General features: G+C 31.7%; 4 protein-coding genes. All 4 read left to right on the forward strand.

What is annotated here, in order from left to right; translation table 11 throughout:
• Positions 1-120 precede the first annotated feature (120 nt).
• Positions 121-501: a hypothetical protein gene (locus G498_RS14990; RefSeq protein WP_035745127.1), complete on the forward strand. Its 381-nt coding sequence runs from the start codon at positions 121-123 to the stop codon at positions 499-501.
• Positions 502-724: 223 nt separating this feature from the next.
• Positions 725-1342 carry a hypothetical protein gene (locus tag G498_RS15465; RefSeq protein ID WP_051269846.1) on the forward strand — a complete coding sequence of 206 codons (618 nt, stop codon included), beginning with the start codon at positions 725-727 and terminating at the stop codon, positions 1340-1342.
• A gap of 244 nt (positions 1343-1586) precedes the next feature.
• Positions 1587-1829 carry a type II toxin-antitoxin system ParD family antitoxin gene (locus G498_RS0109895; RefSeq protein ID WP_026981010.1) on the forward strand — a complete coding sequence of 81 codons (243 nt, stop codon included), beginning with the start codon at positions 1587-1589 and terminating at the stop codon, positions 1827-1829.
• Positions 1830-2123 (forward strand): type II toxin-antitoxin system RelE/ParE family toxin, encoded by a 294-nt coding sequence (locus G498_RS0109900; RefSeq protein ID WP_026981011.1) that lies wholly within the window; start codon positions 1830-1832, stop codon positions 2121-2123.
• The last annotated feature ends 279 nt before the right edge of the window (positions 2124-2402 follow it).

Here is a 2402-nt window from a genome sequence, read left to right on the forward strand (position 1 = left end):
CTGCATTTCATAACATATTTTTTCTTAAATTGCCGCAACGTCGGCCAAGCCTGAAACGTTATGTGTCAGCTTAAAGCTCGGCGCATATTAACAACAAGACTAAATTAAACAACATAAAACATGAAACAATTTCTAATTTTTATTGGCGGATTTATTGCCGGAATATTGGCAACGCTTCTGTTTGCATTTTTAGTGAGTGATACTAAGCAACCTAGTGACAATTTACCAGGACTTACATTATTCCCTGAAAAAGGAGAATGTATTACGACACAAAAAGAAATTAAAATTTTCCAAGTGGTTAAACCAAATATGGCTTTAGCAGAAAGCGGAAAGTTTCCAGACGAAATTATGGTTTTGCTTATTAATTATGATAACAAAACATATTATGACGACCAAAAAATAGCCATTCCTTCTAAGAACTGTGCAAGACAAATAGGGACATATCAATATACTACTAAAATAGGTATAGAAAAAACTGTTCCTGTAGTCATTATTGAATAATACAAATCAAAAAAAAGCCGAACACATAACAGCAGTTTAGCAAAATTGCTTGGTCAGTTTTTACTAGGAAACATCTGTGCTTGTATTCTTTCTCCGAAAGACGTATTTTCTTTCAAACCTTTTCGGTATATTTGTGAGCAACAGTAATAAAATTCCGCAACTTTGCCAAGCTGCGGGAACGTTAGCAGATATTTTAGGACAAACGATACCAATACAGCTGTAAATGAGAATTTTAACGATTTTAGCGATATTTTTTATAACGTTAAGTTGTAAAAAAAATGAAGAAAAAACCAATCTCGATTCAGCTAGGATTGAGAATATAAATCAAATAGTAAAAGCAATAATAGTTCAGGACAGTTTGAAGATTCTAAAGACTGATAAGAACCCAATTGAATTATTTGAAAATTTAAGAAAATTAAGAATTTACATTCCTACAAAAAAAGATATTGAAATTGGAGCTCCTCCACCTCCACCCACATATGCAACTTCTATAAATCAAATAATCGAAACAGAAATTAAAGGTCAAAGATTTTTCTCAGCCAAAGATTCTTTAAATTTTATAAATCAATATCGAGAAATAGATAGCTTAAAAATAAATCCTGAAATATTGAGAAATGTAGTATCCACTTCAACCAAAAAAGCGAAACTTAAAACCCAAATTGAAGAAGGATATTATTTTTGTGAAATGACAATTCCTCTTTTTTCAAAAGACACAAACAAAGCTTACGTAGAATTGGCTTATTATTGCGGAAGACTCTGTGGTGGTGGTAAATCAATTTATTTGGAAAAAATAAATGGGGAGTGGAAAATAATTGAATCATACTCAACTTGGGTTAGTTAAAAACATCTGCTAACAGCGGTTTTAAGAAATGGCTAGGTCAGTGATTTTTTGGAAAGGCTAGTGTTTGCATTTTTTCTTTAAAATGAAGTTTTTTCTTAAACACTTTTCGGTATATTTGTGATGGCTTGTGAAGAAAATTACGCCACTTCTTAAAGCCGCAAAACGTTATGTGAGATTTCAAAAAACGCTCAAAAAATTGCATTTATTACCAAATTTTGGTAACTTGCTTCAAAATTTCAAAGTCATGGGCAAAAACACATCAATATCTTTAGGCAATCATTTCGAAGATTTTATTGAAAGTAGCATAAATAATGGTCGTTTTAGCAACGCAAGTGAAGTTGTGAGAGCAGGTCTACGTCTTCTTGAAGATGAAGAAAATAAAATTATTGCGTTGAGAAATGCACTTCAAGAAGGAATTGATAGCGGAATTGTGAAAGATTTTGAACCTAAAAAGTTTTTGGAGTCATTAAAAGCAAGAAAAAAATAGATGGCTAAATATCATTTTACCAATAAAGCACAAAATGATTTAATTGAAATTTGGGATTATACTGTTGAAGAATGGTCACGAAAACAAGCTGAAAAATATTATAATCTAATAATTGCTTCTTGTAATGATCTGGCAAACAATCCACAATTTGGAAAATCTTACGCAATAACTTCTTTAAATATACTTGGTTATAAATGCGGCGAGCATATCATTTTCTATCAAATAGTTTCAAATAAAGAAATTGAAATAGTGAGAATTTTGCATGGTAGAATGGATTTGAAAACTAAATTATAGAAACCTCACATAACAGCAGTTTGGCAAAATTGCTAGGCTTGGTTTTTATCGGTAAGCGTCGCTGTTTGCACTTCTTCTCCGAAGTCAGGTTTTTTCTTTCTAACTTTTTGGTATATTTGTTAACGTAAATCATTAACTGTCGCAACTTTGCCAAGCTGCAACACGTTACCAGCAATATTCCCCCATGCAAAATCCTAAAATAGGTTGACAAAAAATTAAACAACATTTGTCAAACTATGGAACAGAAAGAAAACCAACCCTGCCGAAAAAAAGAGTATC

The organism is Flavobacterium suncheonense GH29-5 = DSM 17707 (assembly GCF_000430025.1).
In the GTDB taxonomy this organism is placed as follows: domain Bacteria; phylum Bacteroidota; class Bacteroidia; order Flavobacteriales; family Flavobacteriaceae; genus Flavobacterium; species Flavobacterium suncheonense.

Excerpts from the sequence above, each read along its gene's own strand:
- G498_RS14990 (WP_035745127.1), top strand. The coding sequence starts at position 121 with ATGAAACAATTTCTAATTTTTATTGGCGGATTTATTGCCGGAATATTG.
- G498_RS15465 (WP_051269846.1), top strand. The coding sequence starts at position 725 with ATGAGAATTTTAACGATTTTAGCGATATTTTTTATAACGTTAAGTTGT.
- G498_RS0109895 (WP_026981010.1), top strand. The coding sequence starts at position 1,587 with ATGGGCAAAAACACATCAATATCTTTAGGCAATCATTTCGAAGATTTT.
- G498_RS0109900 (WP_026981011.1), top strand. The coding sequence starts at position 1,830 with ATGGCTAAATATCATTTTACCAATAAAGCACAAAATGATTTAATTGAA.